This window comes from Granulicella rosea (genome assembly GCF_900188085.1).
GTDB lineage: Bacteria > Acidobacteriota > Terriglobia > Terriglobales > Acidobacteriaceae > Edaphobacter > Edaphobacter rosea.
Window position 1 is genome coordinate 509929 of the sequence record NZ_FZOU01000001.1, and the last position, 24858, is coordinate 534786.

Below are 24858 nucleotides of genomic sequence, written 5' to 3' on the forward strand. Positions count from 1 at the left end.
AAAGTCAGCAGCGGACGATCTTGCTCGACTCCAACCCGCGCGTGGCGTTGCGCGAGTCCACCACCAGCTTTGACTGTCGGACGATATCGGCGTAGTCGTACGCGCTGTGGTCGGTCACGATCAGGACGCAGTCGTACCGCGCCAGATCGTCGAGCGGCGCGGACTCCATCCGCAGGTCGTAGTGGCGGCCCGAGCCGACCGTCGCGAAGAATGGGTCGTTGTAGCGAATCTCCGCGCCGACGCGACGCAGCAGGTCGATGATGACCAGCGCGGGCGACTCGCGCAGATCGTCCACGTCACGCTTGTAGGCGACGCCGAGGATGAGGATCTTTGCGCCCTTGATCGCCACACCGTTCCGTTCGAGCGCGCGCCGGGCGGTCTCGACCACATACCCCGGCATCGACTCGTTCACCTCGCCGGCGAGCTCGATGAACCGTGTCTCAAAGCCGAACTGCTTCGCCTTCCAGCTCAGGTAAAACGGGTCCACCGGGATGCAGTGGCCGCCGACGCCGGGGCCGGGATAGAACGGCTGGAAGCCGAAGGGCTTGGTCGCCGCCGCGCCAATCACCTCCCAGATATCGAGGCCGAGGTGCAGGCAGAGCTGCTTCATCTCGTTGACCAGCGCGATGTTCACACAGCGGTAGATGTTTTCGAGCAGCTTCGTCATCTCCGCCGCCGCGGTCGACGACATCGGCACCGTCCGATTGAAGACAGCCCCGTAGAGTGCGCAGGCGGCCTCGGTCGCGCGCGCGTCCACCCCGCCGACGACCTTGGGGATGTCGCGGCGCGGCGTGGTCATGTTGCCGGGGTCCTCGCGCTCGGGCGAAAAGGCGACCATGACGCCGTCGAGTTCATGGCCCTCGCCGCGCAGCACCTTCGCGCCATGACGCTCGATCGTCGCGACGATGATCTCCTCCGTCGTGCCGGGGTAGGTGGTGGATTCGAGCACCACAAGCTGTCCGGCGCGCAGGTGCGGGGCCAGCGCCTCGATGGTCGCGACGACGAAGCTCATGTCCGGCGTGTGGTCCGGGTGCAGCGGCGTGGGAACGCAGATCAGCACCGCGTCCAGCTCGCGCGCGGCGGCAAAGTCCGTCGTCGCGCGAAAGCCCGCTGCCTGCGCGGCGAGCAGGTGTTCCGGCTCGATGCGGTGGATGTAGCTCTCGGCGCGGTTCAGCTTCGCGACCTTCTCCGGATCGATGTCGAAGCCGGTGATGGCGAAGCGCTCCTCGCTGAACAGCAGTGTCAGCGGCAGGCCGACGTAGCCCAGGCCGACGATGCCGATCCGCGCGCTCCGATCGGCAATGCGCGCGGTCCACTCGGGCAGGGTTGGGGCGAGATTATTCAAGCGGCAGTCCTGCGTCATGCAGCGTCTGCGGGTCCGTGCGATACCACGCGACCGTGCGGCGCAGGCCCTCTTCGAAGCCGACCCGCGGGTCGTAGCCGAAGGCCTCGCGCGCGGCGGAGATGTCGGCCAGCGAGTCGCGCACATCGCCCGCGCGCACCGGGCCATGCTGGGGCGGATGCGGCCAGCCGAGCTGTTCGGCGATGATCCGGTAGGTCTCGTTCAGGGTGTGGCGCTCGCCCGTGGCGACGTTGAAGACGCGGCCCGCGATCTTTTCCGCCGGAGCCGCTGCCGCCAGCAGGTTGGCCTGCACGGCGTTGTCGACGTAGGTGAAGTCGCGTCCCTGCTCGCCGTCGCCGAAGATCACGGGCTGCACACCCTGCATCATCTGCAGGATGAACTTGGCCATGATGCCGGAGTAAGGCGAATCGGGCACCTGACGCGGGCCGAAGATGTTGAAGTAGCGCAGGCAGACCGTCTCCATGCCGTAGACGCGCGCGTAGCTCTGCATGTAAAGCTCGCCAGCGAGCTTCTGCACCGGATACGGCGCGATGGGCTGCGGCGCCATCGTCTCGACGCGCGGAAAGCCGGGCTGATTGCCGTAGGCCGAAGAGCTGGCCGCATAGACCACGCGCTTCACCCCCGCGGCGCGCGCGCCTTCGAGGAGATTGAAGGTCCCGTCGATGTTGGCTTCGTGGCTGGGGCGCGGCTCCTTCACCGACCGGGGCACCGAAGGCAGCGCGGCCTGATGGAAGATCACATCCACGCCCTGGCAGACCTCGGCGACCGCATCCGCATTCCGCAGATCGACGTCGTGGAGATCGAGACAGTGCCCAAGACCGTTGAGGTTGCGCAGCCGGCCGGTGGAGAAGTTGTCCAGCCCGCGCACTCTGTCTCCACGTGCGACGAGGGCGTGGGCGAGGTGCGATCCGATGAAGCCTGCAATGCCGGTGATGAGGTAGGTGGTCAATGTGTCCTATGGTTCAGGATAGCAAGTGAGGCGTTAAAGCAAAGGGATGTCATCCTGAGCGGAGCGAAGGACCTGCGTCTCATATCTGCACGAACGCTTGTGCCGCTTCAAAACGCAGATCCTTCGCTTCGCTCAGGATGACACACGGTTTGGGCGGGGCGGGAGTGAGCCAAAGAAATATCACCTCTCTTCGTGCATCTTCATCGGCTTGCCCCAGGCTTCGCTCAGGTCGTCCCATTTGGGATTCTGCTGCTCGATGAGCGCGATCTTCTTCGCTCTCGTCCAGCCCTTGATCTGTTTCTCGCGAGCGATTGCCGACTGCACCTCGGAATACCCTTCGAGATAGACGAGCCGGTTGCAGTGATACTGCTTCGAAAAGCCCTCGAAGATCCCGTTCTTGTGCTGCCACATTCTGATTTCTATCTGGCCGCTCATGCCGGTGTAGAGAGTGTGGCTACGGCTGCCGTGATGTAGGCGTAGTACATCGTTCTCCTCTCATCTTGAAAATGCCTATCCTTACGAAAAAGCCTGTCATCCTGAGCGGAGCGAAGGACCTGCGTCTCGATCGAAGCTACACGGGCGTTCGTGGCATACCGAGCAAAACGCAGGTCCTTCGCTTCGCTCAGGATGACAGATATCGGTGAAGGTTCCTTGAGAAAACCTCAAAACTTTACCGGCTGCCCGCGCACGATCTGCAACGCAATCTCATGCAGCCTTTGCAGCGGCCACGCCGTGCCGTTGATCTTCGGCTGGGTCTGGCCGGGCTGGTGGATCAGCAGTGCGGGGCGAGGGTCGAAGGTATCGCGGCTGGCCTGGTCGTCTTCGTCCGTCCAGCTTGGCTGGCCCTCCCACAGCTCGATCCGCCAGGAGTGGTCGCCCTGCACGATGACGGTCGTGTCCTGCCAGCGCGGCGAGGCCTGCAGCACCTTCATCAGGCGGCCGAGCTCGCGGTCGGCCAGCGCCAGCCCGTCGAGGTAGCTGCTGCCGCAGTTCTGCGTGTAGTCGTCCGTGATGCGGCTCCAGATGTTCGGGCTGTGCGGTACGGCGAAGTGCAGGAAGACGAAGTCCGCCTGATCGGTCCGCAGCAGTTGCAGGGCGTGCGCGTCGATGTCCTTGTGGGTGAGCGTGCGGCGCTGCACGTCTTCGGTGCAGACGTGGCGCGTGGCGCGGCCCGGGTGCTGGATGTCGCGGCCAAGCTGCGCCAGCGGCGACTCCACATTGCGCCGGAAGCTGTCGCCCTGGATCATCGGGCCGTCGAGCTTGTCCTTGTTCGACCAGTAGCACTGATCGATCGCATCGCCGTAGAGCGTGCAGTAGGGGTTGTACCAGCCGACGACGGCGGTGCGCCAGCCGTTGCGCTTGGCGTCGCCAAAGACGGTGTCGCGGCCGGAGATGGGATGCCAGCCCTTCTCGTCCTCGAAGTGCAGCCAGAAGCGGTTCTGCCCGCTGAAGCGGAAGTCGTCCACCTGGTGGCCAGTAAAGAGCGACGGAATCACCTTCACGGTCTTGTAGCCGGCGGGCTGCACGTCGGTAAAGACGGTGCTCTGGGCGCGGAGCTTGTCGAAGTTCGGCATCTGCAGGTCGTGCGCTCGGCGCTCGAAGACCTGCTCGTAGGAAAGCTCGTCGAAGAGTATCCAGACGAGCACCGGATGCACACGCGGCGGCTGCGCGCCCAGCGCCCATGTCGCCGTGATAGCGGGCGAAGGCGGCGTCCAGCGCGCGACCCACAGCAACTGCCCGATGGCCGAGACGGCGAAGAACCCGAGGAACGCCACGATGGCGCTGGCGAAGCGCGTCGTCCGCCGGTACCACAGGCGATAGCGCAGCATGAGCAACAACAGCAGCGCGGCCCAGACGACGGAGAGGATCGGCACCAGGCCGTCGACGATATCGAACGGCAGCGCGGACTCGATGCGCGTGACGAGATACGGCGGGATCAGAATCGCCAGCACCAGCCGCACCCACTGGTAGATGGGCGTGCGATGCAGCGGCGCCAGGATGAGGAAGAAGCCGAGGCCCAGCAGCAGGATATCCGCGATATGCGCAAGACAGATGGCGCCCAGGCCGTACGGATAGTGCATGCGGATGTCGCGTCCGCCGCCCAGCAGCTCGCCGTAGTTGATGACCAGGATCAGAGACGACAGGCCGATGCACTGGCTGAACTTCTTGAGCCGGCGATAAAGCAACCGGCTCTTGATGCGGTCGATGCGGCCGGGCAGCGGGTTCGTGGTGGAGCTGGGCATGTGGTTCGTTTCACCGGAAGAGATGCATACCCCGGGAGCGAAAGCCCCGGTCCACGCAGGGTTGCAATGCCAAGGCTAAAGCCTTGCCCTGCCTTGAGGCAAAGGCTTTAGACACCCTGCACGATGTTTGTCGTCCTGAGCGAGATCTTTGTCATCCTGAGCGAAGCGAAGGACCCGCGTTTTGCCTGTTGCGCCGTTACAGACGCAGGTCCTTCGCTCCGCTCAGGATGAAAGCGGTAGGAGCTAGCTGACTCGTTTCTGAAACAGGAACAACACCCTCCCGTTCGCCAGCGCCTCGCGTTCGAGCAGATCGAAGCCGGGTCCGGTGGCGGCCAGCAGGTCGGCCTCGGTCAGGCCGCCGTAGAGCTCGGTTCGTCCACGCATCAGGCTTTTGTACATGGGATCCTCCGCCGGAACCCACTCGATCACCAGGTGGCTGCGGGTGAGGCGATGGCACAGCTCCAGGATGGCGGGCAGCGGTATCTGCTCCATCAGCACCAGGTGGTGAATGACGGCGAGCATCAGCACGAGGTCGAACTGCTCCTCCAGCCGGGGCAGCAGCGCGGACTGCTCGCCATACTCCCAGCCTGCGGCGGGCGTGGGGCGAGAGATATCCGCATGGATCGTCTGGATGTTCAGCCCCTTTTCGCGGGACATGCGAAACAGCTTGTCCGCCGTCGCGCCGTCGCGCTCGATGGCGATCACCTCCGCGCCGGCCTCCGCCGCCAGCGCGCTGAACTCGCCGGTATTGGCGCCGATGTCGAGCACGCGCCCGGGCGTCTTGCCGGGGAAGATCGTGGTCAGGGTATGGCGCATCCACGCGCGCTTGCGGTCGCTTTCGGCGGCGGTGTAGTGGGTCAGGGTGGTGGTGTAGTCGCTCCACTCGGTCGCCGCTCCCTCGGGCAACGCGCGGCGGGTGCGAGCGCGCAGGTCTTTCAGCGTGCCGCGCAGAATATGCAGGGCAAGCTCGGGCTTCTGTACCGGGCGGGGCTTCGCCGCTTCGTCGCCGCTGCCCTTGCGCTTTTCAAGCAGCGCCGGCAACGTGATGGGCCAGAAGGCCGTGCGTGAGAGCCTCTGCCGCCAGCCAAGCGCGGCGTAAAGCTCGATCGGCTCATACCCGTCGCGCTTGAAGAGCGAGAGCGAAAGCGGCCACGCCAGCATGCGGTGGGTCAGCAGAGGGAGCAGAAAGGTCCGCATGTACTGCCCGTACGCCAGCCAGATCGAGGCCGTCGGGTCGTGCCGCTCGAAGGAGAGGATGTCGACGAAGACCGGACGCGCGCCGACAAAGAGCACGTTGAGCGGTGTGGCGTCTTTGAGAATCCAGCCGTCCTTCAGACCCTCTTCGGCAAGGCTGAGCGTCAGCTCGGCAGCCGCGACCCACTGCGAAGGCGTCCACTCCCACGGGTAGGTGGGGATGGCGATCTTGGGATGATGCAGTTGCAGGGTGTCCGAGGTCTCATCGACGATGGAGGCGACCATGTCGCCACGCTCCTGCATCCGCAGGCAGAACGGCGAAGCCAGAAACTCCAGCACCGCCTGCCGCGCGGATGGGTGGATAGTGCGCACAACCGAGTTGTCGACGATGAGGAGGGAGCCGGCGGGGTCGCGGAAGGTGGGACTCAGTCGGGCCGTAGTCATGCAGCGGTGCGCGTGTTGCCTTTCTCAGCGGTGGCCGGAATCGGCTCCTGCTCCTGCTTATCCTTGCCAAAGAGCCGCGCGATCCTGCTGCGGAAGAAGAATCCGCAGGCAGCCGCAACCGAGGCCAGCGTCTGGATGGCTACAAAGCCCGAACCGGGATCCACATAACCGTACGCGCGAGGTTCGAGGGCGAGCAGGAGACAAAAGAACGAAAAAACAGACAAGGTCATGGCCGTAAACTGCTTCATTGGATAAGGTCTCCCGTAGTACTTCGTAGGACGATGATGGCGTAACCCAGGTTTCGATCCGCCGTCCTTAAATTGGCTGAATAAAGAGCCCGGAAAGCGACTTTACTCAGGCACAGACACCTGTTCTCACCCGTAGTTGCGCGTCTTCACGTCTTTTCAGCGTGTTACAGCAAATTCATAAAACGGTAGACGCACGGGGTCGTCAAGAAGATGCATCGCCCCGGAAAACTATGGCTTAGGTTTGCCTAAGTAGGGTCAATCGCCCGGCAACCTGTCATCCTGAGCGGAGCGCAGCGGAGTCGAAGGACCTGCTTTTCGCCCGGAGCGGCACAACATTCGTTCCGCCACAAGCGAACAGCAGATCCTTCGCTGCGCTCAGGATGACACGCATGAGAGGACGCGGGGCCCGACGATAAATCGGCTAGTAGCCATGTCCCAGGATGGCATGCGGCTCGTAGGGCTCCTCCAGCCGTTGCATCTCCTCGGGCGTGAGTTGGATGTTCAGCGCGGCGACGGCGTCGTCCAGTTGATACGGCTTGCTGACGCCGATGATCGGCGCCGAGACGCCCGGTTTCGCCAGCATCCACGCCAGCGCAACCTGCGCATTCTTCACGCCGCGCGCCTGAGCCACCTCGGTAAGGCGCTCGACGACAGTGAAGTCCGACGGCTTGTAGTAGAGGTTATGCGCGAAGTCGTCGGTCCGGGCGCGGATCGTCTCCGACTGCTTCTTCTCCTCGCCCGGCTTGCGGTTGCCCGCGAGAAAGCCGCGCGCCAGCGGGCTCCACGGGATCAGCCCGACGCCCTCGGCGCGGCAGAGCGGGTTCATCTCGCGCTCCTCCTCGCGGTAGACGAGGTTGTAGTGATTCTGCATCGTCACGAAGCGGGCGAAGCCCTTCTGCCGCTGCAACTCCAGCATCTTCAAAAACTGCCAGGCATACATGGACGATGCGCCGAGATACAACGCCTTGCCCGCGCGCACGACGTCGTTCAGGGCGTCCAGCGTCTCCTCGATGGGGGTGTTGGGATCGAAGCGGTGAATCTGGTAGAGGTCGACGTAGTCCACCCCCAGCCGCTTGAGACTCGCGTCGATCGACGCCATGATGTGCTTGCGCGAGAGCCCGCGGTCGTTCGGATCGGCGCTCATGGGCTGGAAGACCTTCGTCGCCAGCACATAGTGATCGCGCGACGGAAAGTATTGCTTCAAGGCGCGTCCCGTAACCTCTTCGCTCGCGCCGACGGAGTACATGTCCGCCGTGTCGAAGAAGTTGATGCCCGCCTCTACCGCGGCGCGGATGAGCGGCTGCGACTGCTCCTCGTCGAGCACCCAGTCTCGCCACTGCTTCGATCCGTAGGTCATCATGCCCAGGCACAGCCGGGAGACCTTCGTGCCGGTCGATCCAAGATTCACATAGTTCATCGTGTCGCTCTCCTTCGCATTCGACGCAGCGTCGGCGGCGGAAGACTCCTGGGCTCTCCATGTAGATTTGTCGCCTTGCGCACCTCCACGCCGGGGAAATCCTGCATCTCATTGAGAGTGCAGGATGTTGTCTCTTTTTTCCGAGGTGAATGCCATGTTCCAGACTTCCGTTTCACGTTTTATGATCGGCCTGCTGAGCGGCGCGCTGCTGCTCGCCGGCGGACTCTCCGCGCAGGCGCAGGATCGCGGCAACTTCTACGGTGGAGTGCGCGACGGCAGCCGCGGCGGCTACTACGACCGGGGCCACGACCACAACTACGACCGTCGCGACTACCAGCGGCGCGACAACGGCATCGGGCCCGGCAAGGGCGCGCTGATCGGCGCGGGCGGCGGTGCGGTGCTGGGCGCGCTCTTCGGCGGAACCAAGGGCGCACTCGTTGGAGGTGCGGCTGGCGCGGGAATCGGCGCGGTGGTCGGCAATAACGCGCAGAACAACCGCCGCCGCAACGAATACTACGGCCGCTAAGCAGGCCACCTCAACCGCGAACCCCTCCGTGAAAGGATCTGTCATGACCACGTTCCGCCGCACCATCGCTACCTGCATGCTGCTGGGCGCAAGCCTCGCAGCCGTTCCCGCCGCCGCATTCAGCCAGGAGGCGCCGATCGCGCCTCGCAATATGAGCGGCGCCGCTGCCACAGCCAACTGGACCACCGAGCAGCTCATCACCTCCACCGTCCACGACGCGTGGATGCTCAGCAACAAGGACGAGGCCACCTTCTTCGAGATGGTGCGCACCCTGGCCGAACTCTCCGCCAAGAACCGCGGCATCACCCTGCCGGACGACGCCGCCGCTGGACGCCGCATGGGCGACTACATCAAGCGGCAGGCCAAGGCCGACACCGACCAGCTCCTCTACGTCGTCGTCGACAAGGCGGTCCTGATGACCGTGAAGCCAATGGCCCACAAGGTCTCGGCCCCCGCCACGAAGTAGGCGCCCACACAGCTTGTCATCCTGAGCGAGGCGAAGCACTGCCTGTCATCCTGAGCGAAGCGCAGCGGAGCCGAAGGACCTGCGTTTCAGACCTGCCGCAGCGCTCCGGGCGAACATAGAGCTTCCGCTCAGGATGACGGACTATAGATCGAACAGAGTCGCCCCTTGCCTCGCCGGCAGGGGGCGTTCCTTTGCGGGCGTCCCGTCCGGCTCCGGCAACGCGAACATCTGCTGGATGTATCGCTTGGAATCAAACTTGCGCCCGGTCGACGCGCCGGACATGTAGCGGCGCTTGCCGAAGATGGGCCGCTCGTTCCACGCGCGGTCGAACTTGCCCACCAGCGCCCATGCGATACCCGCATAGCCATTGGGATCGCGGCCATCGAGGAAGTACTTATCGTTCAGGTGAACGCAGATGCGGTATGCGGTTGCGATATCGGGCGTCCACTCCAGAATCTTCTTCGCCCAGTACATCCGCAGGTAGTTATGCATCCAGCCGTGGCGCACCATCTGGAGCTGCGCCGCATTCCACAGATCGTCGTGCGTCTGGGCGTGTTCGAGTTTCGCCTGGGTATACAGCACCTCGCGCTCGTCCTTTGCGTGCTCCGCGAGCGTCTTGCGCGCCCAGTCCTCGGCGCACTCCGGCGTGTCGTAGACCGGGGAGAAACGCACGAAGTTCACCGCCAGCTCACGCCACGCGATCAGTTCGTTGAAGTAGCTGTCGCGCGCGGTGGCAAACGCCGGGTTGGCCTTCACGGCGGCGTTGATCGCCAGCGCGATCGTCTGCGGCCCGATGTGGCCGTAGTGCAGGTAGGGCGACATGCAGGAGGTGCCGTCGTTTTCCGGCTTGTTGCGCTGCGTCTCGTATCCGGCCAGCATCTTCGAGGCGAAGAGCTTCAGCCGCTTCTGCGCCGCATGGGCGCCTCCCTGCCAAGCGGCCACGGGTTCGACGGAGCGGTCGAGGTCCGGCCAGCCGCGCGTGATGTCCTCATGAACCGAGTCGGCGTGGAAGCCCTTCGGCCGCTGCCAGGCGTGCTCGGCATGCGGGTTCTCGTAGGGCTTCAGATAATCCGGCAGCAGGCGGTAGAGCCGCGGACGAATGGTGTACGCGCCATACTGCGCCTTTTCGATCAGCTTCGACGGCACGACGACGTCGGTGTCGACCGTCCAGAACGGAATGCGGAGGGTCTCGGCCAGGTGGCGGCGCCAGCGCTCGGGCTCGCGCATCGGGTTCTCGTCGCCGATGACGATGGCGGCCTGCACATCCGCAAAGAACCGCTCGTGCGACTCATGCGGGGCGCGCCGCATCACGAAGGAGATGTTCCGCTTCGCGAGATCCTCCTCGATATCCGGCAGCCCCTGATTGAGAAAGACATAGTGCCGCAGATTGGCGTGGGGGAAGTTCGAAATGGCCGCGAAGTAGACCACCAGCGGCAGTCCCATGCGGTTCGCGATCCCGACCGCCAGATTCACCGCATGGTTATCCACGCCACGCTGCGCGCGCTGCATCCAGTAAACGACGCATTTGCCGTTTGGGTCGGGCGCGCCCGGTCGGCGGACCGTGACTCGCGGGTCGTCGGCGAGCTGCTTCAGGAAGTTCGGCAAGGGCGGTGCGCTGTCTTCGTTATGCGTCATCAGTCCATTCGATGCTATCGAATAAACTAAGGCATAGCGCGATGTGCGCGTGGGGGTTTCGCTTGGCTGTTGATGTGGTTGCACTCCAGGAATGTTCTTTGGACGACGCTTACATGCTCAGCCTGATCGGCGCGGCGACCTTCATGGAGGCGTTCGCAGGCAGACTGGAAGGCTCGGCGATCCGCGCACACTGCGCCCGCGCCTATACGCTTGGCGCGACCGAAGACCTGCTGTCGAAGGAGACGACCAAGGCGTGGGTCGCAACGGTCGAGCCGGATGCCGCGCCGGTTGGCTTCGTCCTGCTCACCGAGCCAGATCTTCCCCTCCCCGGCTTGACCGGCGCGGACATCGAACTGAAACGCATCTATCTGTTCACCCGTTTTCACGGGAACGGAAACGGTCAGCGCATGATGGACCAGGCGATCGGCGGCGCGCGCGCCCAGGGCAAGAGCCGCCTGCTGCTCGGCGTCTACTCGGAGAATCCCCGCGCCCTCGCGTTCTACGCAAAGAATGGCTTCGTTCAGGTGGGCACACGGGAGTTCGCTCTCGGAACGATCGTGCATCACGACTACATCCTGGCGCGGCCGATCTAGCCCGCGACCTCAACCGCAAAAGAAAGATGCGGCTCGAAGGCCGCATCGATCCTGCTGAGAAACGTAGGTCTTACCACTGGCCCCAAGCGCGGCTGATGTAGTCGGACATCGTCATCATGATGAGCACGAAGAACGTGAAAAAACCCGCGCCCACGGTCATCTTGATCAGGCGCGACTGATACTTCACGTGCATGAACCAGAGCATGACGACCACGGCCTTGACGCTGGCGATGGCAAGCGCCACGATGGGATTCAAAACGCCCATGGGAATGAACGCCGCGCCCACCGTGATGCCTGTGAGGATGAGCAGCGTGACGTAGATCGTCGTATAGGTCCCCGGACCGAGGATGTGATGCTCGGCGTGCTCCGGGTTGGTCGTATTCATTGCGTCGTTATGTGCGGACACTGGCTGCTCCTGAACTAGTGGATCGGTCTCAGTTCCCTGGCGTTATCTCAGGGCCTGACCTTGATTGAGTCGTTGTGCCTAGCCGACGTGCTTGTTGATCAAATAGAGCAGCGGAAAGAGGAAGATCCACACGATATCGACGAAGTGCCAGTAGAGTCCGAAGTTCTCGATGGGCGCCACGTAGCCCGAGGAAAAGTCCCCTCGATTCGCTCGGTAGATCAACCAGAACAACAGCGCGAGGCCGATGATCATGTGCAGCGCATGCATGCCGGTCATGGCGAAGTACAGCACGAAGAAGATCTGCGTCTTCTGCGCCATGTCGGGAGCGAGCGGCTCTTCCTTCAGGCCGAAGGCGGCAGGATTGACGAACTCCTTGACGTCGAACGACGCTCCCGGAACGTGATGCTTCTCAAACTTTTCCTTGTACTCGACCGTCTTGACGCCGAGGAAGGCGAAGCCGAAGATCGTGGTCGCAATCAGCGTCCAGACCAGCATCTGCTTCTTGCGCACCTCGGCCGCGTAGACGCCGAGCGCCATGGCATAGCCGGAGGTGATGAGGATCGCCGTATTGATCGCGCCCAGCTTGACGCTAAGCTGGTTCGACGCGGCGACGAACGCCGGGTTGTACCAGTTGCGGTAGAGCAGATAGGCGAAGAACATGCCGCCGAAGAACATGATTTCGGTCAGCAGGAAGAGCCACATCCCGAAGGTGCCGGCCTCGCGCTGCTGCTCTTCGGTTTCAAAGTGGTGAAGATGCTGCGGCAGCACCACATGTTCGTCGTGTGCGTGGTGCGCGTCGTGTTCGTGCGCGGTTGCGATCGCATTAGCCAACGGTCGTCACCTCATGTGCGGTCTTGTTTTCCAGCCATTCGTAGTCGTACGCCTCGTGGTCCATGATGGGCGTCTCGGTAAAGTTCTCGGTCAGGGGCGGCGACTGAATCTGCCACTCGAGGCCCGTCGCCTGCCACGGGTTGTTGCCCGCGATGGCGCCATACTTCAGCGACCAGGCAAGGTACAGCATCGGCAGCGTGAAGCCGACGCCCAGCACCGTGGCGCCCGCGGTCGAAAGCACATTCAGCACCTGATACTCGGCCGGATACGCATGGTAGCGGCGCGGCATGCCGAGGTAGCCAAGGATGAACTGCGGCAGGAACGTGATGTTGAAGCCGATGAAGCTGGTCAGCGCGGAGAGCTTCGAGAGCGACTCCGGATACATGCGACCCGTCATCTTGGGCCACCAGAAGTGGACTCCCGCGAGGAACGCCATCAGCATGCCGCCCACCATGACGTAGTGGAAGTGCGCCACGATGAAGTACGTCTCGGTAAGGTGGATGTCCATGCCGAGCGAGCCGAGGAAGACACCCGTCAGTCCGCCGATCGTGAACAGACCGATGAAAGCGAAGGCGTAGAGCATCGGGGTCTCGAAGGTGATCGAACCCTTCTGCAGCGTGAACGCCCAGTTGAAGATCTTGATGGCCGAAGGCACGGCAACCAGCATCGTCAGCAGGGAGAAGACCAGCGCCGAGTAGTTCGACACACCCATGATGAACATATGGTGAGCCCAGACAAAGAAGCCGAAGAGCGCGATGGCGACCGAGGAGAACGCCACGGCCGTGTAGCCGAAGACGCGCTTGCGGCTGAAGGTCGAGATGACCTCCGAGATCACACCCATACCCGGCAGAATCATGATGTACACAGCCGGATGCGAGTAGAACCAGAAGAGGTGCTGGAAGAGCAGCGGATCGCCGCCCTTGGTGGGGTCGAAGACGCCGATTCCGATCGTGCGCTCCAGCGCAACGAGGACGATCGCGATCGCGAGCACGGGCGTACCGAGCACCATCAGGATCGAAGCGGCATAGTTCGACCAGACGAAGAGCGGCATGCGGAACCAGGTCATGCCCGGAGCGCGCATACGGTGGATCGTCACGATGAAGTTCAGACCCGTGAAGATGGAGCTGAATCCGGCGATGAAGATCGCGGTCGCCGCCGTGATGACATGCGTGTTCAGGTAGTGGGTCGAAAGCGGCGTGGTGAAAGTCCAGCCGGTGTCGACGCCGCCGAGCACGAGAGCCGCCAGCGTGAACGTGCCGCCCGCCATGTACAGATACCAGCTCAGCAGGTTGATCTTCGGGAAGGCAAGATCCTTCGCCCCGATCATGATTGGGATGAAGAAGTTGCCGAGCGTCGCCGGCACCGAGGGCACCAGGAACAGGAAGATCATCACGATGCCGTGCATGGTGAAGAACTTGTTGTACGTATCCGACGCGACCAGGTCCGGCTGCGGCGTGAGCAGTTCGAGGCGAATGAGGCCGGCGAACGCGCCGCCGATGAAGAAGAAGAAGGTGATCGAAATCAGGTACAGGATCGCGATCCGCTTGTGGTCGGCGGTGAAGAGCCAGCTGAGCAGACCATGCTCGTTGTTGATGTAATTCCGCTTCGGCATCTTCGCCGTGCGCTGATCGGGGATATTGACGATCGTGTTGTTATTGATAGGTGCACTCATCATGGCTTCACCATCCCCGGCGTTGCAGGCGCCGCAAGGTCCGACTGTGAGGTGCCCAGCGTTTGCTGTACACGGTAGTTGCTGTTCAGATTCTTGATGTACTCCACCAGATCGATCAAGCCGTCTTCACTGATCTGCCCCTGGTAGGTGGGCATGATCGGCGCGTATCCCGCCGTGACGTGCTGGGACGGATTCAAAATAGCGTCGCGGAGGTAGGCATCGTTCACCAGCACCTGCGAACCGTTCGTCAACTGGAGCTTCGTGCCATACACGCCGGCAAGATTCGGACCGCGCGCGGCGGCCGAGCCGGAGTGGCATGCGTTGCAACCCATGCTTGCGAAAAGACGCTCGCCGTTCTGCGCCAGGCTCATGCCGCTGGTCGACTCCTTGGTCCACTTATCGTAGTCCTCGGGGGACAGCGCGGTTACTTCACCGATCATGCCGGAGTGCAGCGTGCCGCAGTACTGGGTGCAGAAGATATGGTAGGTGCCCGGCTCGGTCGCGTTGAACCAGACCGTCGAGTAACGGCCCGGAATGACCTCGCGCTTGACGCGGAAGTCCGGGATCGAGAAGCTGTGGAAGACGTCCTGCGAGATCATCGTCAGTTGCACGGGGCGACCGATCGGCACGTGCAGTGCGTTGATCTCGTGCTGACCGCCCGGATGCTCGGCCTTCCACATCCACTGCTTGCCGATCACGTAGATGTTCAGCGCGTTGGTCGGCGGGGTGTAGATGCGGAAGTACAGCAGCGCGCCCCACACGAAGGTGACCAGGAAGATCGCGAGCGGGATGATGGTCCAGGTCGCCTCAAGCAGCGTCGAACCTTCGACCTGCGTGGCGACTGGGTTGCGCTCGCGGCGATACCGGATCGAGAAGCCGAAGACGAGGATGCCGACCAGGATCAGGCCGACCAGGGTCATGCCGATCAAGAAGAAGTACAGCGCATCCGTATAGGGAGCGACAGTCGACGCCTCGCGCGGGAAGAGTGCGGAGGCGGCGAGCCACTTGGTCAGAAATTGCCACAGGACTGGACTAATATGCATCGTTACCCTTTATCCGTTCTTTTGGTCAGGTCTGGGCTGGTGAGGTCCCCGGTGAGATTGTGGTCGCGCCCGAGCTTCAAGTCGCGCCGGAACATCAAAAACATGAAACCGCCCAAGCCGGCCATTGTCACCATGCCGCCAAATTGAACCACCCGCGCCACGATCAGAGAATGCTTGTTCGTCTGCGGATCGTAGTGGTAGCAGTAGGTGAGAATATTCGCGACCGGCGAACCGATCTTGTTACCCGAGCCCTCGATCAGGCCGAGCAGAACATCCTTCGGCGAGTACTCCACGCCGAGATAGTATTGCGAAAGTTTGCCCTCGGTCGTCGCGATCTCGATCGAACTGGCGTGCGCGAATTGCGACATCGTCCCATCCGGCCCGGGAACCTTGACGTAACCAAAGCCAACCGCCGAGGTCGTCGCATCGATCGCAGGCGTCTTGCCGGTGAGGAAGTGCCATCCGTCGGCGGTCTCGGGACGTCCGTAACGCTTGAGGTAAAAAGCCTTCTTCTTCGCCGCAAGCGCCGGCGTGTCCGCTGGATCGATGCTGATGATGATGACGTCGAAGTCCTTGCCGGGCGTCAGCTTCACCATCTCCAGTGCGCCGGTCAGACCGTCCAGTTCCTCCGAACAGAGCAACGGGCAAGTGTAGTAGACCAGCGAGATGACCGCAGGGCGCTTGCCGAAATAATCGCCCAGATGCACCGTCTTGCCGGTCTCATCGACGAACTCCGCGTTCAGCGGCAGCGACTGGTTCAGGTGCTGATTGACCGCCACCTTCTGCAGAACCTGGGGAAGCTGGTCGCCGGTATTCTCGCCGGCCTGCTTCTCCCCGTAGCTGGAAACCTGCGCCGACAACGTTCCAGCGAGCAGGATCGCACACGCCATGACGGCGATCTTGCGGCTCCTCCGGATTGTCTGCAGCAGATTCATGTCCCTACCCCTTGGTTCTGGTTGCGCGTTGCGTCTACTTCTCTTCGGACTTCGCGGTGTTGAAGTTCATCTTCTGCTCGCGCGTCTCGATGGTCTCGAGCTCGTAACCGGTGCGAGCAAATCCGGTGGTCAACGGAGCGGCCACCTTCGGCGTCGCATCCTCCGCAAGCTGCGTCGTCTGTACAGCCGGCGCAACCGGAAGACCCTTTTCCGCGATCAACTCCATCGCTCGCTCGATCGGGATGCGAACGCCATCCTGACCGGGAGTCTTGCTGTAATGATCGAGCAGCAGATCCTCCTTCGCGTGCAGTTCATAGGTCGCCTGATTGCCGTCGTCCGTGTCGAGACGCGGATTCGGGAAGGAGGTGGTCATCTGCGCCAGCTCCTTCTGCTGCATCTCGGTGGTGCTGGCCAGATTGTCGCGCTTGCCGCCGTTTGCTGCCGCGCCGGCAAACATGCTGTTGCTCTTGTGCCACTGGTCCGTCTTGCCGTCTTCCTTTTCGAAGGCCGTGTTGATCACCTTACCCATGAGGAAGCAGAAGAGGAAGAAGACGACGACGAATCCCATGAGACCGCCGAGGAAGACAATGACGCCGCCAACATTGACGTCGGTCGTCTCGTATCCCGGGTGCTCGGAATCCTTCACGTGGTGCAAATCCTGCGAACTCGGGGGCGTGGTGGGCACTGGATTGCCGGGGTTTTCAGTGTGCATGTTCGGGCTCCAGAATCTCCTCGAGGTGAGGGTCGTTGACGTTCACGAGAGGACGCTGCAACAGCGCACGGCAGTAGAAGAAGCTCCAGAGGGCGACCACCGAAACCGGTACCGTCAGGTAAGCCAGAATGCCGAAGTTGTTGGCGAGGTGAAGGTTGCCGGCAGCGTCCTTGAAGTTCGGCTCGATCAGCCAGAACATGTCGACGAAGCGGGCAAAGATCATGAAGATCGCAATCCCGGCAAGCCGCTTCTTCTCCCGCTTGAGGTTGCGTGAGAGTAGCATGCAGAACGGAATCAGCCAGTGGCAGATAAAGTCCAGCGAGCAGATCGTCCACCAGCCGCCGTGGATACGTGCGAGGTACCAGGGAATCTCGTCCGGCACGTTACCCGACCAGATGATCAGGAACTCGGCGAAGGTCAAGTAAATGTTCAGCATGACGAAGGCGAATGCAAACTTGCCCAGATCGTGCTGTTCGGTCGTGCGCAGCAGCGTCTTCATCGGCTCATACTTCGAGAGCAGGATGACCGACAGAATGCCGAGCGCGAGCACGATGTAGCCCTGGCCGACGAGGAACTTCAAACCCCAGATCGAGGAGTACCAGGTGACGTCGAGCGACATGACCCAATCGAGCGCGGCCATCGTCAGCAGGACGACATAAACAAAGATGCCGGGACCGGAGAGATTTTCGAACTTGATGCGCCAGCGGTCGTAGCTGGCCTGTGTGCCGGCAAGCGGATCCGCATCGCGCTCGACGGACCACCGGTTGAGGATGAACATCAACAGATTCAGGATGATGAAGATGATGATGGCCTGGATGAGCCAGCTCGTGGGGCTGAACATGGCGTGCTTGAGAGCGGCGGTCATCGCCTGCTCCCGGGTCATGTCGCCGGACTTGACGGCAGCGTCGCGGAGCGCCTGGGTGTCGAAACGCGCCCACTGATAGAGGCTCTTCATGCCGATCGCGATCGGTAGGAACAGGAGCGTCACGATCGGAAGGGTGCGGGTCATCGCCTCCAGCGGACGGCGGAGCAGCAGGCCCCACTTACCGCCGGACACGTACTGCAGCATCAACAGCGCGAGACCGCCGCCGGCGAAGCTGAAGCTGATCATGAAGCCGAGCAGGTAGGCGCGCAGCAGATGAGCCTGGCCGCCCGGAACCGCGACGAACGCGAGGGAGACCAGCCCGAAGATCGCGCAGACGATCAGCGACCGCGTGCCCCAGGCCTTGACGATCTCCGGTGCGTCCAGCGAAAGAGGAAGCGTCTTGGGCCCATGATGATGGTGGCCCGCGTCGTGGTGCCCGGCTTCTTCGTGATGTGAGTGTCCAGATGACATGCTTTTCAGGCCTTCGTCAGATCAAAGTTGTGCTGCGCCGAGGGGAACTGGCGGTTATGGCTTTGCGGTTGCGCCAGTCGCACTGGCGGCGGGTGTTGCGGCCGGGGCCGGTGTCGCCGGCTTCGAGCCTGTAGCGTTCGACGGAAGAACAAACGGCTGACCGTCCGGCGTGCCTGCATTGGCGGTCGGTGGCACAGACCACTCCAGATATTTCGGCTCATCCAGGCCTTCGCGAGCCGCGATATCGGCCAGCGATTCGGTGTGCTGGCCGCTCGGAACGTCGGCCTGTGTCGCGGACTGGCTCAGTTGAAGCGCCTTGATATACGCCACCACCGCCCAGCGATCGGCCGGGGTCAACTGCGCCGAGTAGTCCGGCATCGCGCCGTAGCCGTTGGTCATTACGTTGAAGAAGTGACCGAGCGGCGCGGCCTGCAGACGCGCCGTGTGGAAGTTGCCCGCCTGCGCGTAGCCGCGCTGGACGATCATGCCGGCGCCATTGCCCACACGGGAGTGGCAGGGCGTGCAGTAGATGTTGTAGCGCTCCTGGCCGCGGGCCAATACCTCGGCGGTAGCGGCGAAAGGCATCATGTTGCCCTCCTGTCCATTGACCATGCCGGTGTAGAAGTAGGAGTCTTCGTGCAACTGACCGCGGGCGACGGTGTTCTCCACCTGCGGACGTGCGGAGCGGCCATCGGCGAAGAAGGTGGTTCCGCGCTGCGGGATGAACTTCGGCTGATCGTGCATGTCCTGGCGGCAGCCGGCCGTGAACAGGGTCACCATACCGAGCGCCGCGAGAGCGGAAGCGTGGGTGCGTAGCGTATTAATGATCCACCTCCACCACGGAGACCGCGGGGAACTGCTCGAGGAAGGAGCGCGACTCGGTCAGCGAAAACTTCGGGTCCACTGCCTCAAGGCATAGAAAGAACTTATCCGTCGTTGCACCGTTGCGAAAGTTCGGAGCATTGAAGACCGGATGATAGGTCTGCGGCAGGCCGTTCAGCGCAATCATGCCGAACGCGGCCGAGAGACCGGCAAACAGGATCGTCCACTCATAGGCGGGAATGATGAACGCCGGCCAGGACCACAGAGGCCGCCCCGCGATGTTCAGCGGATAGGCCCAGACGTTGATCCAGGTCTCCATCAGGAACGAGGTGGTAAAGCCCATCAAGCCGCCCAGCAGCGTCAAAAGCGGGACGCGGGTCGAATGGAAGTTGAGCGCCTCGGCGGCCTCTTCGACCGGATACGGCGTGTAGCACTCCATGCGGCGGTAGCCCGCACGGTACGCCGCCTCGGTCGCTTGGACCAGCTCAGTCGGCGTATTGAACTCTGCCATCAGGCAGTAGATTCCTTCACGCGGTGGCATCAGGCAGTCTCCTCGACAACAGTTTCAGCATCGGACCCGCCGCGCTTGACCTTGGTCTGCGGAAGCATCATGCGAAGCTCCGACATGGGAATCATGGGCAGGAAGCGTACGAAGCAGAAGAACAGGACCGTGAACAGACCCATCGTACCGATGTAGATCATGTAGTCCCACTTCGTTGCGCGGTAGGTGCCCCAGCTCGACGGCAGGTAGTCGCGGTAGAGACTGGTCACGACGATGACGAAGCGCTCGAACCACATACCCGTGTTCACGATCAGCGACAGGATGAAGAGGAAGGTCACATTCACCCGCAGCTTGCGCGACCAGAGCGTGGTCAGCGGAATCGCGATGTTCGTCAGGATGAGCATCCAGTAACCCCAGCCCATCGGTCCGAACATGCGGTTCCACATCATGAAGAACTCCCAGTGGCTGGCCGAGAACCAGCTCATGAAGACCTCCATGGCGTAACCGTAGCCGACGATCGAACCCGTGGCCAGCATGACCTTCGCCATGTTGTCCAGGTGGCGCAGCGTCACCACATCTTCAAGGTGGTAGATCTTGCGCAGCGGGATCGCCAGCGTCAGCACCATCGCGAATCCGGAGTACACGGCGCCCGCGACGAAGTAGGGCGGGAAGATCGTCGTGTGCCAGCCAGCCAGCGAGGCCACCGCGAAGTCGAAGCTGATGACCGTGTGCACCGAGAGCACCAGCGGCGTCGAGAGACCGGCGAGCAGGAGCGACGCCGTCTCATACCGGATCCAGTGGCGGGTCGAACCGCGCCAGCCGAGCGACAGGATGCCGTAGGCGTACTTGGCGAACGGCAGCACCGCGCGGTCGCGCATCGTGCCGAAGTCCGGGATCATACCGATGTACCAGAAGACGATCGAGATGGTCGCGTAGGTCGAGACCGCGAAGACGTCCCAGGCGAGTGGCGACCGGAACTGCGGCCACACGTTCATCGTGTTCGGATACGGCATCAGCCAGTAGGCGAGCCAGGGGCGGCCGACGTGGATCAGCGGAAAGGTTCCGGCGCAGACAACGGCGAAGATTGTCATCGCTTCGGCGAAGCGGTTGATCGAGTTGCGCCAGGTCTGCTTGAAGAGCAACAGAATCGCCGAGATCAGCGTGCCGGCGTGGCCGATACCGATCCACCAGACGAAGTTGATGATCGCGAAGCCCCATGCGCCCGGCATGGTGACGCCCCAGATGCCGACGCCCTTCAGGAACAGCCAGGTGATGCCGACGACGACGCCCATCGCGACGCCGCCGCCGACCATCAGGCCGAAGAACCAGCCCAGCGGAGTGTTCTCCGTCAGAACGATGTCGGCGATCAGGGTGGTGACCGACTTAAAGTTGTGGCCCGGGGCAATGACCGCGTACTCACCGGTACGCGGGTCGATCATCGGGTCGACAACGGGGTCGTGCAGAGGTCCTTTGGTAGCCATTTATGCCAGCTCCACATTCGGGTTGATGACTCCAGCCGTGTACGTGGTACGCGGGCGGAAGTTGAGATCGCCGAGTACCTGATAGTTGCGCTCTTCCGCCTTGAGCTTCGCGACCTTGCTTGCCGGGTCGTTGATATTGCCGAAGGTAATCGCGCTGGTCGGGCAGGCCTGCTGGCAGGCGGTGATGATATCGCCGTCCCGCACCTCGCGATTCTCCTTGTCGGCCGTGATCTTGGCCGCTTCGATCCGCTGCAGGCAGTAGCTGCACTTTTCCATCACGCCGCGCGAACGCACGCTGACGTCCGGATTGCGCATGAACTTGAGGCTCTCGGTGTCGTAGTCCGCGTACAGCAGGAAGTTGAACCGGCGCACCTTATACGGGCAGTTGTTCGAGCAGTAACGGGTGCCGACGCAACGGTTGTACACCATCGTATTGAGGCCTTCGGGCGTGTGCACCGTCGCTCCGACCGGGCAGACCTGCTCGCAGCCCGCATTTTCGCAGTGCTGGCAGGCCATCGGCTGGAAGTGCGCCTTTGGTGCGTGCAGATCGCCTTCGAAGTAGGTATCGATGCGAAGCCACTGCATGTTGCGTCCGACCTTCACCTGTTCGCGACCGACGACCGGGATATTGTTCTCGGCGTAGCAGCTCACAATACAGGCGTTACAGCCAACGCAGCTGTTCAGGTCGATCGCCATGCCCCAGGCGTTTTGAATCTTCAGCGAGGACGGATCCTTCTTCTTGTAGTCCCACGCATCGGCGAACATGCTCTCTTCATGCTTCGGCGGCTCGGCGAGAACGCCGTATCCAACCTTGTTCGTCAGCGTGCCGGATGCGCCTTCGTTCGCGTAGTCCGGGTGCGCAAGCGCCTCCTCGACCGTGGCGTAACGGATGATCGCGCGCTCGGCGGCCTCGTGGCCTTCGAGCGAGTAGGAGCCTTCCTTATCCGAAAGCGGCTTCTCGAGATCGTGCTGAGCGAACGAACCGCGATGCTCGAAGGAGTGAACCTTCGTGACGCAGAGATCGTAGGTGCCCTTGCCGCCGGTGACCGTCAGACCGGACGCGTAAGCAGGCGAGTCCGACGAACGAAGCAGGTAGCCGTTGAAGCCCACCGCCGCGCCGACGCGGCCTTCGCTGCGACCGAAGCCGAGGTGAACCGTGATGACGTCGTCCGGGTGGCCCGGAACCATGAGCGCGCCGCCGATGACCTTGCGGCCATTCACGCTGAGCTCGACGGCCTCGTTCTCGACCACCTTGAGCTTGTCCATCGTGTTCAGGCTCATTAGGACCGCGTTGTCCCAGCTCAGGTTCGTTACCTGCTTGGGCAGCTCCTGCAGCCAGCCGATGTTCGCGTAGCGTCCGTCGAAGAGCGACGGATCGTGCTTGAACGCGATCTCCATGCCCGAGGAGGCAGGCGCGGCGGGCAGCGAAGCGGTCGCGGATGGGGAGACCGTCTTCGGCGTGAATGCCGTTCCATCGACCCACCCATCATGCAGCGCCTTGCGCCAGCCAGCGGCGAAGTCGCCCTTGATGTACGTCTTGGCGTTTTCGACCACGACGTCGTAGGCGGAGGCCTGCGGATTGTCGAGGATCGCCTGGAAGACATCGTGCGGGCTGATGCCGGCGTAGAGCGGGTCGATCATCGGCTGGATCACCGAGATCGTGCCGTCATAGGCGCGGGCGTCGGACCAGCTCTCGAGGTAGTGGCTCTTATTCAGGTGCCAGGTCGAGGCGACGCCGGTCTCATCGAGATATGCGCCGAGGTGGACCGTCACCGGAACCTTCACGAAGGCGGACGGGAACTCCAGATCGACCGGGGCGTTGTAGATCGGGTTCGTGCCCAGCATGACCAGCCACTGGACCTTGCCGGCGTTCATGTCGGCGACGAGCGACTTCAGATCCTTCAACTGCTCGGACGGAAGCGGATTGACCGGCTCGGTGTAGACGACCGTCTTCTCCGCGCCGAGGCTCTTATTCAAGGAGTAGGCAGCGAGGTGAACCGCGGGCGCGGCCTGTTCGCCCGCGATGACGACGCACTTGCCGCCGGTGGCCTTCAGATCCTTGAGAACCGCATTCAGGAACTTCTGCGCGTCGGGGTTCGAGAGGCTGACCGAGGAGCCGGAGGCTGCGGCGGTCGCGAAGGCCGCGATCTCCGAAGGCTTCAGCGCCAGGCGGTGGTCCGCCTTGAAGCCGGTGACGGTCGGCATGCTCTCGACGACGTAGAGCCGGTTCATCTTCTTGCCGGCCTCGAAGCGATGGCGCTCCGCGTAGGCCGCAGCCATCGGGAGGAAGCCGGGCTGTGCGATGCCGCCGAGGAAGTCCGCGTCGAGCGACAGGATCACGTCGGCGTCTTCGAGGTTGTACTGCGTATCCGTATAGGCGCCGAAGGCGGCCATCGAAGCGGCGCGAGAAGAATCCTGATTGACCGGATCCCACTGGACGAGCTTGGCAGCCGGGTAGGCAGCCTGAACCTTCTTCCACTGGGCGGCAAGCGTCGGCGAGGTGATGGTCTCGGAGAGGAAGTAGATGCCCTGTCCACCGGAGGTCTTCTTGGCGGCCGAGGCGAAGCTCTCCTGGAAGGTCGCCCAGCTCGAAGCCTCACCCTTATAGATAGGGTTGTGCGAGCGATCCGGGTCGTAAAGTTCAAGCAGGGTCGCCTGCGAGTACGCATCCGACTTGCCCTTGGACATCGGATGATCGGGATTGCCCTCGATCTTGATGGGGCGGAAGGCGTCCGACTTCACCAGCACCGGAATGGCGCCGGTCGGGAAGGGATGCGCGGTCGCGAAGAACATCGGCTTGCCGAGGACAAGGTCCTCCGGCTGCTTAATATAAGGATAGATCGGTTCGTCGGGCTGCTTGGTGCAACCGGCGAGACCGGCGAGAGCGAAGGACGCGCCCATCACCTTCATGAAGCCGCGACGGCTGACGGCGTCGACCCACTCGCCGGCTCCGGCCTGACGCGGAAACTCCTGCTGCATCAGCTCCTGAAAGGCGGGCGTCTCGGCGAGCTCGTCCATGTTCTTCCAGTAGCGGCGGCCGGTCTTGCCCGCCAGCTTGGCCTGGACGGCGGCCAGAGTCATCTTCGCGGGGGAGATGGAGGTGACCACCACCGGCCCCTGCGAGGCGGACTCAGACGGAGCGACGTGCGCGTCGTTCGATTCGAAACCGGGATTCGTCATGTTTACGTCGTTCGATCCTGTGTTGTTCATCGGTGGCACACCTCGCAGCTCGAAAGCTCGTTCGCTGAGCGGATGTGGTACTGCTGGGTCAGGAAGCGGCCAAGGTCGGCCTGGCTGGTGAAGGTCTGCGTCATGCCGCCGGTGGTCTCGAGCGAGACGTTCAGCGGACCGCCCTTGTCGACGACCTTGCAGCTTACGCTCTGGGCAGTCGGTCCGCCCTTGCCGGTCGAGGTGCAGGCCACGGGCTTCTCTTCGGAGGGTCCGGCCCAAGCCATGTTGTAGATCTCGCTGGTCGGGCGAAGGTTGACGCCGGGATTGCGGTGGCAGTTCAGACACCACTCCATCTGGAGGGTGTTCTGCATGTACATCAGCGGCATCTCGTCGACGCGGCCGTGACAGCTTGCGCAGCCGATGCCCTTGTTCACGTGAATCTCGTGATTGAAGTAGACGTAGTCCGGCAGGTCGTGCACCTTGATCCAGTTGATCGACTCACCCGTCGCCCAGCTGTGCCGCACAGGCTCCAGAAGCGCGGCGTTGGTCCAGATCTGCGCATGACAGTTGATACAGGTCTTGGTGGGTGGAATCCCGGCATAGCTCGACTTCTCGACCGACGTGTGGCAGTACTGGCACTGCAGGCCAAGGCCTTCCACGTGGTGCTTGTGGCTGAAGGGTACCGGCTGATCGGGCCGTTGACCCTGCCGCGTCACCCAGGGCGAACGCTGCAACTGGTCCAGGCCAACGCCGAGCGCAATGACGATGAGGCCGGTAAGGACCAGGCTCATCCGGGCCAGTGCGTTCGAACTGCGGTCAAAAACTTGCGCCATGAGTGCGTTCCTGCTTCCTCTGCGTCCAAGCCCCAG

At 62.7% G+C, this 24858-nt stretch carries 22 protein-coding genes and 1 pseudogene; 3 read left to right on the top strand and 20 right to left on the bottom strand.

All coding sequences use genetic code 11. The features are described from left to right. Nucleotides 1–4 precede the first annotated feature (4 nt). From CHB87_RS02365 to CHB87_RS02395, 7 genes and pseudogenes are all read right to left on the bottom strand, one after another. On the bottom strand, nt 5–1345 hold the full coding sequence (locus CHB87_RS02365; RefSeq protein WP_245817769.1) for a nucleotide sugar dehydrogenase: 1341 nt from the start codon (nt 1343–1345) through the stop codon (nt 5–7). Then, nucleotides 1338–2312, bottom strand: a complete 975-nt coding sequence (locus CHB87_RS02370; RefSeq protein WP_089406765.1) for an NAD-dependent epimerase/dehydratase family protein — start codon at nt 2310–2312, stop codon at nt 1338–1340. Before CHB87_RS02370 ends, CHB87_RS02365 begins: the two co-directional genes overlap by 8 nt. 180 nt (nt 2313–2492) lie before the next feature. After that, a pseudogene (locus tag CHB87_RS02375) lies at nt 2493–2753 on the bottom strand (GIY-YIG nuclease family protein); the annotation flags it as partial. 221 nt (nt 2754–2974) lie between these two features. Further along, on the bottom strand, nt 2975–4555 hold the full coding sequence (locus CHB87_RS02380) for a sulfatase-like hydrolase/transferase (RefSeq protein WP_089406767.1): 1581 nt from the start codon (nt 4553–4555) through the stop codon (nt 2975–2977). Between the two features lie 243 nt (nt 4556–4798). Further along, nucleotides 4799–6193 carry a class I SAM-dependent methyltransferase gene (locus tag CHB87_RS02385; protein ID WP_089406768.1) on the bottom strand — a complete coding sequence of 465 codons (1395 nt, stop codon included), beginning with the start codon at nt 6191–6193 and terminating at the stop codon, nt 4799–4801. Then, the gene (locus tag CHB87_RS02390) at nt 6190–6441 is read right to left on the bottom strand and encodes a hypothetical protein (RefSeq protein ID WP_089406769.1); all 252 of its coding nucleotides are present in this window, start codon (nt 6439–6441) and stop codon (nt 6190–6192) included. The genes CHB87_RS02385 and CHB87_RS02390 overlap by 4 nt, the downstream gene beginning before the upstream one ends. Nucleotides 6442–6862: 421 nt before the next feature. Further along, the gene (locus CHB87_RS02395) at nt 6863–7858 is read right to left on the bottom strand and encodes an aldo/keto reductase (protein WP_089406770.1); all 996 of its coding nucleotides are present in this window, start codon (nt 7856–7858) and stop codon (nt 6863–6865) included. A 154-nt stretch (nt 7859–8012) separates the two neighbouring features. Here CHB87_RS02395 and CHB87_RS02400 point away from each other — a divergent pair, with 154 nt between their 5' ends. Together CHB87_RS02400 and CHB87_RS02405 are read left to right on the top strand one after the other, a co-directional pair. Continuing rightward, the gene (locus CHB87_RS02400; protein WP_245817771.1) at nt 8013–8384 is read left to right on the top strand and encodes a YMGG-like glycine zipper-containing protein; all 372 of its coding nucleotides are present in this window, start codon (nt 8013–8015) and stop codon (nt 8382–8384) included. A gap of 43 nt (nt 8385–8427) precedes the next feature. Beyond that, nucleotides 8428–8850 (top strand): hypothetical protein, encoded by a 423-nt coding sequence (locus tag CHB87_RS02405; RefSeq protein WP_089406772.1) that lies wholly within the window; start codon nt 8428–8430, stop codon nt 8848–8850. A 141-nt stretch (nt 8851–8991) separates the two neighbouring features. On the opposite strand, the gene CHB87_RS02410 is transcribed toward CHB87_RS02405, so the two are convergent. Continuing rightward, nucleotides 8992–10485 carry a deoxyribodipyrimidine photo-lyase gene (locus CHB87_RS02410; RefSeq protein WP_089406773.1) on the bottom strand — a complete coding sequence of 498 codons (1494 nt, stop codon included), beginning with the start codon at nt 10483–10485 and terminating at the stop codon, nt 8992–8994. Nucleotides 10486–10583: 98 nt separating this feature from the next. Between CHB87_RS02410 and CHB87_RS02415 the strand changes: the two genes are divergently transcribed. Continuing rightward, nucleotides 10584–11078: a GNAT family N-acetyltransferase gene (locus tag CHB87_RS02415; RefSeq protein WP_245817772.1), complete on the top strand. Its 495-nt coding sequence runs from the start codon at nt 10584–10586 to the stop codon at nt 11076–11078. 70 nt (nt 11079–11148) lie between these two features. Here CHB87_RS02415 and CHB87_RS02420 read toward each other — a convergent pair whose 3' ends face one another. The 12 genes from CHB87_RS02420 to CHB87_RS02475 form a co-directional block, all read right to left on the bottom strand. After that, the gene (locus tag CHB87_RS02420) at nt 11149–11484 is read right to left on the bottom strand and encodes a cytochrome C oxidase subunit IV family protein (RefSeq protein ID WP_245817773.1); all 336 of its coding nucleotides are present in this window, start codon (nt 11482–11484) and stop codon (nt 11149–11151) included. Nucleotides 11485–11562: 78 nt separating this feature from the next. Then, nucleotides 11563–12315, bottom strand: coding sequence for a cytochrome c oxidase subunit 3 family protein (locus tag CHB87_RS02425; RefSeq protein WP_245817774.1), 753 nt, complete (start codon nt 12313–12315; stop codon nt 11563–11565). Beyond that, nucleotides 12308–13990, bottom strand: coding sequence for a cytochrome c oxidase subunit I (locus CHB87_RS02430; protein WP_425432465.1), 1683 nt, complete (start codon nt 13988–13990; stop codon nt 12308–12310). The genes CHB87_RS02425 and CHB87_RS02430 overlap by 8 nt, the downstream gene beginning before the upstream one ends. After that, on the bottom strand, nt 13987–15030 hold the full coding sequence (coxB, locus tag CHB87_RS02435; RefSeq protein WP_089406777.1) for a cytochrome c oxidase subunit II: 1044 nt from the start codon (nt 15028–15030) through the stop codon (nt 13987–13989). The genes CHB87_RS02430 and coxB overlap by 4 nt, the downstream gene beginning before the upstream one ends. Before the next feature lie 2 nt (nt 15031–15032). Further along, nucleotides 15033–15965, bottom strand: a complete 933-nt coding sequence (locus CHB87_RS02440; protein WP_089406778.1) for an SCO family protein — start codon at nt 15963–15965, stop codon at nt 15033–15035. 34 nt (nt 15966–15999) lie between these two features. Beyond that, entirely contained in the window at nt 16000–16677 is a 678-nt protein-coding gene (locus CHB87_RS02445) for a hypothetical protein (RefSeq protein WP_089406779.1), read from the bottom strand. Continuing rightward, nucleotides 16667–18013, bottom strand: coding sequence for a hypothetical protein (locus tag CHB87_RS02450; RefSeq protein ID WP_089406780.1), 1347 nt, complete (start codon nt 18011–18013; stop codon nt 16667–16669). The genes CHB87_RS02445 and CHB87_RS02450 overlap by 11 nt, the downstream gene beginning before the upstream one ends. A gap of 54 nt (nt 18014–18067) precedes the next feature. Continuing rightward, a complete protein-coding gene (locus tag CHB87_RS02455) occupies nt 18068–18793 on the bottom strand; it encodes a c-type cytochrome (protein ID WP_089406781.1) in 726 nt (241 codons plus the stop codon). 40 nt (nt 18794–18833) lie between these two features. After that, nucleotides 18834–19376, bottom strand: a complete 543-nt coding sequence (locus CHB87_RS02460; protein ID WP_089406782.1) for a DUF3341 domain-containing protein — start codon at nt 19374–19376, stop codon at nt 18834–18836. Then, on the bottom strand, nt 19376–20818 hold the full coding sequence (gene nrfD, locus CHB87_RS02465) for an NrfD/PsrC family molybdoenzyme membrane anchor subunit (RefSeq protein ID WP_176441541.1): 1443 nt from the start codon (nt 20816–20818) through the stop codon (nt 19376–19378). Before nrfD ends, CHB87_RS02460 begins: the two co-directional genes overlap by 1 nt. Then, nucleotides 20819–24028, bottom strand: a complete 3210-nt coding sequence (locus CHB87_RS02470; protein WP_089406783.1) for a TAT-variant-translocated molybdopterin oxidoreductase — start codon at nt 24026–24028, stop codon at nt 20819–20821. It lies immediately after the preceding gene. After that, on the bottom strand, nt 24025–24822 hold the full coding sequence (locus CHB87_RS02475; RefSeq protein ID WP_089406784.1) for a cytochrome c3 family protein: 798 nt from the start codon (nt 24820–24822) through the stop codon (nt 24025–24027). The genes CHB87_RS02470 and CHB87_RS02475 overlap by 4 nt, the downstream gene beginning before the upstream one ends. Nucleotides 24823–24858 lie beyond the last annotated feature (36 nt).

What these genes read in the sequence shown, in the direction of transcription:
- CHB87_RS02410 (WP_089406773.1), bottom strand. Translation starts at nt 10,485, where the DNA reads ATGACGCATAACGAAGACAGCGCACCGCCCTTGCCGAACTTCCTGAAG.
- CHB87_RS02395 (WP_089406770.1), bottom strand. Translation starts at nt 7,858, where the DNA reads ATGAACTATGTGAATCTTGGATCGACCGGCACGAAGGTCTCCCGGCTG.
- CHB87_RS02405 (WP_089406772.1), top strand. Translation starts at nt 8,428, where the DNA reads ATGACCACGTTCCGCCGCACCATCGCTACCTGCATGCTGCTGGGCGCA.
- nrfD (WP_176441541.1), bottom strand. Translation starts at nt 20,818, where the DNA reads ATGGCTACCAAAGGACCTCTGCACGACCCCGTTGTCGACCCGATGATC.
- CHB87_RS02380 (WP_089406767.1), bottom strand. Translation starts at nt 4,555, where the DNA reads ATGCCCAGCTCCACCACGAACCCGCTGCCCGGCCGCATCGACCGCATC.
- CHB87_RS02475 (WP_089406784.1), bottom strand. Translation starts at nt 24,822, where the DNA reads ATGGCGCAAGTTTTTGACCGCAGTTCGAACGCACTGGCCCGGATGAGC.
- CHB87_RS02460 (WP_089406782.1), bottom strand. Translation starts at nt 19,376, where the DNA reads ATGCCACCGCGTGAAGGAATCTACTGCCTGATGGCAGAGTTCAATACG.
- CHB87_RS02385 (WP_089406768.1), bottom strand. Translation starts at nt 6,193, where the DNA reads ATGACTACGGCCCGACTGAGTCCCACCTTCCGCGACCCCGCCGGCTCC.
- CHB87_RS02400 (WP_245817771.1), top strand. Translation starts at nt 8,013, where the DNA reads ATGTTCCAGACTTCCGTTTCACGTTTTATGATCGGCCTGCTGAGCGGC.
- CHB87_RS02470 (WP_089406783.1), bottom strand. Translation starts at nt 24,028, where the DNA reads ATGAACAACACAGGATCGAACGACGTAAACATGACGAATCCCGGTTTC.
- CHB87_RS02445 (WP_089406779.1), bottom strand. Translation starts at nt 16,677, where the DNA reads ATGCACACTGAAAACCCCGGCAATCCAGTGCCCACCACGCCCCCGAGT.
- CHB87_RS02455 (WP_089406781.1), bottom strand. Translation starts at nt 18,793, where the DNA reads ATGGTGACCCTGTTCACGGCCGGCTGCCGCCAGGACATGCACGATCAG.
- CHB87_RS02450 (WP_089406780.1), bottom strand. Translation starts at nt 18,013, where the DNA reads ATGTCATCTGGACACTCACATCACGAAGAAGCCGGGCACCACGACGCG.
- CHB87_RS02430 (WP_425432465.1), bottom strand. Translation starts at nt 13,990, where the DNA reads ATGATGAGTGCACCTATCAATAACAACACGATCGTCAATATCCCCGAT.
- CHB87_RS02440 (WP_089406778.1), bottom strand. Translation starts at nt 15,965, where the DNA reads ATGAATCTGCTGCAGACAATCCGGAGGAGCCGCAAGATCGCCGTCATG.
- coxB (WP_089406777.1), bottom strand. Translation starts at nt 15,030, where the DNA reads ATGCATATTAGTCCAGTCCTGTGGCAATTTCTGACCAAGTGGCTCGCC.
- CHB87_RS02390 (WP_089406769.1), bottom strand. Translation starts at nt 6,441, where the DNA reads ATGAAGCAGTTTACGGCCATGACCTTGTCTGTTTTTTCGTTCTTTTGT.